The organism is Sporomusa sp., assembly GCF_057736855.1.
The window spans coordinates 6,581-12,395 of the sequence record NZ_JBYKYF010000068.1; the positions used below are offsets into that span (position 1 = coordinate 6,581).

5 protein-coding genes are annotated in these 5,815 nt (G+C 41.5%); all 5 read left to right on the plus strand.

Annotated features, from left to right (window positions below):
* Window positions 1-606 (plus strand): CheB methylesterase domain-containing protein (locus AC29Z1_RS06505; RefSeq protein ID WP_488270648.1); only part of this gene is annotated, 606 nt, incomplete at its 5' end.
* 59 nt (window positions 607-665) lie between these two features.
* Window positions 666-2,573, plus strand: coding sequence for a HEAT repeat domain-containing protein (locus AC29Z1_RS06510; RefSeq protein ID WP_488270649.1), 1,908 nt, complete (start codon window positions 666-668; stop codon window positions 2,571-2,573).
* Window positions 2,557-3,384 (plus strand): CheR family methyltransferase, encoded by an 828-nt coding sequence (locus AC29Z1_RS06515; RefSeq protein WP_488270650.1) that lies wholly within the window; start codon window positions 2,557-2,559, stop codon window positions 3,382-3,384. Before AC29Z1_RS06510 ends, AC29Z1_RS06515 begins: the two co-directional genes overlap by 17 nt.
* A 13-nt stretch (window positions 3,385-3,397) precedes the next feature.
* On the plus strand, window positions 3,398-3,790 hold the full coding sequence (locus AC29Z1_RS06520; protein WP_488270651.1) for a response regulator: 393 nt from the start codon (window positions 3,398-3,400) through the stop codon (window positions 3,788-3,790).
* A partial coding sequence (locus tag AC29Z1_RS06525) for a chemotaxis protein CheA (RefSeq protein ID WP_488270652.1) occupies window positions 3,787-5,815 on the plus strand: 2,029 nt, incomplete at its 3' end. The genes AC29Z1_RS06520 and AC29Z1_RS06525, both read left to right, overlap by 4 nt.

Below are 5,815 nucleotides of genomic sequence, written 5' to 3' on the forward strand. Positions count from 1 at the left end.
CCGCAAGTCGTTACTGCAAGCAGTGCATCAAAGGTGGTTGTGATTGGGGTGTCGACAGGCGGACCCAGCACCCTTATGGAGATACTTCCCAAGCTACCGGCTGATCTTGATGCTGCTGTCGTTGTTGTGCAACATATGCCTGCCATGTTTACCAACTCGTTTGCTAAACGGCTTGATGATGCCTGTCAGATTGCTTTTAAAGAAGCCGAAACTGGTGATAAACTGATTAACGGCTGCGGCTTGGTTGCTCCTGGCGGCATACATTTGGTTGTTAAAAGGCAGGTTAACGGCGGAGCGGTTGTTAGATTGACTTCTGTTCCAGAAGGTCAACTATTTACGCCTTCTGTTGATGTGACCATGTTGTCGATAGTCGAAACTTTCGGCAGGCGGACAGTTGGGGTTTTACTTACCGGAATGGGCTCTGATGGTGCTGCAGGTATGGTTGCCATTCGTCAGGCTGGTGGATATACCATTGCTGAGGCTGAATCAACAGCAGTAGTATTTGGTATGCCACGAGAGGCTATCGAGCGGGGAGGCGCTCAAATTGTTCTGCCTTGTCATCTCATTGCTCAAGAAATCGTTAAAGCAGTAAAAAAAATACCATAAAAAAACAGGAATAATCATGAACAAGGAGGTGTTATTCCATTACCAATTCGATTATTGAAATGTTAACAAGCCAGGTGGAAAACACGCGATACCAGGGAGTTATGGCGCTGGCTAGTACTAATGATATACATAATTATCAGTTATTATTTAAGCACTTAGCCATAGAGCCTTCTGCCTTTGTACGCAGGAGTATTATAAATGTATTAGGAAACACAGTTTCAGATAAGATACTGACACTGACGGTAAAAGAATTAACTTCGAAAGAGGCAGTCGTACGTAACGCTGCTTTAGAAATATTGGTATTACAGGGAATAAGGGCTTTTGATATTTTGTGTGGTTTAATGTCAGACCCGTCCAGTGATTTGCGAAAAATGGCGGCCGATGCGCTGGGGAGAATTGCTAATCCATTAGTAGTTGAGCCATTGGTAATTGGTTTAAATGACACTGATGTAAATGTAGTTGTTGCCTGCGCTGAGGCACTTGGTTCAATAGGTAGTAAGTCAGCTATACCGGCACTGGAGCAAACATTATATAGGGCTGATAACTTTTGGGTGGCCTTTGCAGTGCTGGGGGCACTGGCTAAAATGGAAGATAATTGTGTCTTGCTTATTGCAGACCGCTATATAGATGAAAGAATCTGGAATGCTCATGAGACATCCATGTTGCTGCAGCATTGGATCGCCATAGTAGCGCGATACGGCAATAAAAGCTGCTTTGACAAGGCATTGGGAATGTATGCGGCACATGGATTGACAGCTTCAAATATTATAGAACTCAGCTATGGTTATCTGGAGAGGGGTATCGAGATTGAATCCGGCAAATCACTGCTATTACGGCTTTTGCCTGAAATGGTAAAAAGTGCATGTGATTTGAAGGCTGCGCATATAGCCAGTCGTTATATGCCAGAGCTTGTTTGGGATCATGCTGAGTTTTTGGCCAATAGATTTGGCCAATCGCCGGAAACCAGGGAGAAACTCGCAGGGGTTTTCGGACAGTTACCTATAGATACAGATAAATTATGTGAACTATTAAAACATAGTACAGGTAATTTTACTAAAATACTCCTTCTCATGGCTGAGCAAAAAGGAATAACGATCCCTGTCGATCTGATTCAGGAGTTAGCTAACGGTCAGGATGTGACGGTATTGCAAAGCTTGATCACATTGGCTGGGAGATGCGGTACAAGTGCCAATAACTTCTTATATTCCGTTTGTCAGCATGCTAATGCAGAAATTAGAATGTTAGCGGCAGACAAGCTAAATCTTATTGAGGAAGCTATACCGGAAGATGGCTTATTTAAGGCGCTTGTACACAAAAGTGAAGCCGTAAGAAGGCAGGCGGTTAAGAACTTGCTGGTTCTAAATCCAGACATGTTTTCAGAAAAATTAGGTGAGGTTTTCCTGCAAGCATCTGGAATGGCTAAGCCTGATGTGTTAGCGGTAGCCATTCACTGGAAATTGCCTGCAGTGCGCGAAATGATTGAGGAGGCTATAGTTGCTGGTGATACGGCTGCCAGAATTAGGATTGCTCGGATTTGCGAATCTATTAAAGTAGAATCTTTATTTTTTCAGGTGATCGAAACTTTACTCAATGATCCTGAAGAGGAAGTGCGTCGGGCTGCGATCATAAGTCTGCGGCATCGTAAAGGGGAGGTAGTATACACCCACCTTTACTCGTTATATCGGTATGATAGTTGTAAGGTTAATCGATATTTTATTCTCAACTGTGATGAGATTTACGAGCAGAATCATTTTGAAGAAACCTGGAGTTGGCTGGAAGAGTGTTTAACAAGCGGTGATCATCTGCTCCAACTCGCAGCAGTCAAGGGAATGAGCCGTATGGGAGAACAGGGACGGAATTATCTATTGGAGTATATGAACAGTAACTCGGATGATGAAGTCATCATGGAAATTATTCGGCAACTAATATACAAGGATGGGGGGCCGGATAATGATATTATCACCTGATTTATATCAACGGTTTACAGATTTGATCTACAAAAAAACTGGCATATGGTTTGAGGCTCACAAAAAATATTTTGTTGAAAGACGACTGTATGAAAGAATTGAAGCATTAGGTCTGGAAAGCTTCCGCGAATATTATCATATATTGAAGTTTGCCAATGATGATTTTGAACTCCAGCATATAATTAATCTGCTCACAATTAATGAAACCTATTTCTTTCGCGATTTTCCTCAATTACAAGGTTTTGCCGAAGGGGTTATACCAGAAATTGTGAAACGCAAAGAGGAGGCAGGAAATCGCAAGTTAAAGGTGTGGAGTGCAGGCTGCTCAACCGGAGAAGAGCCTTATACTCTGGCTATTATTTTATTAGAGATGCTTCCTGACCCCAAAAATTGGGACATTGAGATTACGGCAACAGATATCAATACAAGGGTACTTGAGTTTGCCCGCAAAGGATTATATAGTGCCCGTTCTGTAAAAGATGTACCTCCTGAGTATTTGGCTACCTATTTTAGCAAAAGAATGGATAACTATCTGTTAAATATTAAAGTTAGAAATATGGTTAATTTTCAACTGCTAAATTTGATAGATACCTCGAGTATGAGGGAATTTGTTGATTATGATGTTATTTTTTGCCGTAATGTTTTAATTTATTTCAGTCCTGAATCGCGGAAAAAAGTTGTGGAGGGGTATTATCATTCGTTAACAAGTGGCGGCTATATTTATTTAGGACACTCAGAATCGGTGGGCAGAATTACTGATATTTTCCGAATGAAGCGTATTGATTCGCAACTTGTTTACTATAAACCATAACGGGGGGGATTGAGTGAATAAGCCAAAAATATTAGTAGTTGATGATTCAGGCATGACGAGAAAGTTCTATACATATATGCTGACTTCTGTTGGTTATCAGGTACAGGAAGCGGAAGATGGGTATATCGCAATGGAGTTGTTGTATAGTGACAGTTTTGATTTAATTATTACGGATATCAATATGCCTCGGATGGATGGGTTTACGTTTATTGAAGAGGTCAGGAAACTTCCGACATATCAGAAGAAGCCATTGATTGTCGTAACAACCCAGAACCATAAGCCAGATTTGGAGCAAGGAATACTGTTGGGTGCAGATACTTATTTAATAAAACCAACAGAGTCAGAAACATTAATCAATCAAGTTAAATGTCTGCTGCGTGGCTCCGGAGGAAAGGAGGCCGAATGATGCTGTTCCGGTTTCAACCAGAGGATATAGATATGCTGCAATCCTTTATGGATGAAGCAATAGAATATTTACAAATCATCGAAGAAGAAGCCATGAAATTGGAAACTAGCCGAGATGTAGGAAATTCGGTTGGAAATATATTCCGGAATATGCATACAATTAAGGGTTTATCATCATTTTTTGGACTTTCCCCAATTACTGACTTAAGTCATCAGGCGGAATCTATGCTAGATGCTGTGCGAAAAGGGAAGCTTGTACCCAATCAGCAGGTTACCGGGCTTTTACTGGAAGCTAAAGATGAGCTGGTTGACATGATAAAACAATTGGGAAATGTTTGTCAGCCGTCTGAGCAACAGGAAAAAATCGAAGTAGTTATTGAGTATTCCGAGCGGGGGAGAAAATTAGTAGACGCCTTAAAGAATATAACAGAGACTAAAACTGGACCGCAAGTTGTAGTCAATGTAGACAAGCCGGAGGGGCATTCGGACAATTATCCTGATATAGCTGAATTAGTGGAAAAAGCCTCACAAGGCATGTTGGAGGATTTTTTGCTTGAAGCAGATGAGCATGGATCAACTATTACCGATCAACTTTTAATGGTTTTGGATGCCTGTCCACATGATGCTGCTACTCTTGCTGAGGTGTTCCGGAGGGTTCATACCCTCAAAGGTAATATCGGTCTACTGCTTAGTGTTAAAATAAATAATGATTTGCGAAATGTTTTGGAGATCCTGCTGGAAGCTTTTCAAGAACTGGAGACATTATTGGCAAAAACACGTGATGATAATCTTCCCGTATCTAGTACATTAACCAATCTCTGTTTTGCAGCTATGGACGCAATGCTTAGGGTAACAACCATGATACGTTCAGGCAGTATTCTGCAGGATTACGAATTTCTTATTCAACTTGTGAAAGATGTAAAAAGTGCCAGGCAGACCATGGCAGGAAACTCTGAGGAAATCACTTTGGTTGAACCCATGCTGCACTTTCATAATACTTGTAAACCAGCAAACAGTGTATCTGAAAGTACTATGGCGGGGTCTGCCAGTGAACAGCAACGTCTGGCAAAAGATCCACCCAATCAGCGAGAAGGTCGACCCGTTTTTTCTGCGGCCAACAACACTATTAGGGTGAGTGGCGAAAAACTGGATCGTTTAATGAATGTTATTGGTGAACTGAGTATTACTAAGAATATATTTACTCGGATGGCTCGTAAACTGATGATCGAATACAATATGCCGCAAATGGCAAGAGAAATAAAGGAAGCAGGACAGTTTATCAACCGCATTTCTGAGGAACTAGAGGACTCGATCATGTCCATGCGAATGACGGAAATGCGCACTATATTTCAGAAATTTCCTCGCATTGTCCGCGATATTGCTCTGCAAACAGGAAAAAACATTACCGTGTCTATGGAAGGGGAGGAAACCGAACTTGATAAGAATATCGTCGAACAAATCAGCGACCCCTTGCTGCATATTGTCAGAAATGCAGCAGATCACGGAATTGAGACTGTCGAAGAAAGAGTAGCCGCAGGAAAGGATCCTACCGGTAATATTTTCTTGAGAGCCTATAATCAAGGGAAAACTGTTATTATCGAAGTAGAAGATGATGGAAAAGGCATGGATCCTGAGGTAATTAAAAATAAAGCTGTTGAAAAAGGTTTTATTAGTTCTGCCGAAGCCGAGGGATTTACTAATGAGCAGTGCTATCAACTAATCTTTCTCCCCGGTTTTAGTACAGCTCGAGAAATATCAGAAATATCAGGACGCGGCGTTGGTATGGATGTTGTTAAAAGCAATATCACAGCCTTACAGGGGTCGATAAAAATTGCTAGTGAATTGGGAAAAGGAAGTCGCATAACCATCCAGTTGCCACTAACCCTTATGGTTTCTACAGGGCTTTTAGTAGTAGCTTCCGGTCAGTCCCTTATTATACCCATAGACAATGTTATAGAAACCCTCAAAGTTCCTGCCAGTTCTTTTATGAAGCGTAAAGGAAAGAAACTTCTGCATCATCGCAACG

Coding starts and splice junctions, on each gene's coding strand:
- AC29Z1_RS06510 (WP_488270649.1), top strand. CDS start 666: ATGTTAACAAGCCAGGTGGAAAACACGCGATACCAGGGAGTTATGGCG.
- AC29Z1_RS06515 (WP_488270650.1), top strand. CDS start 2,557: ATGATATTATCACCTGATTTATATCAACGGTTTACAGATTTGATCTAC.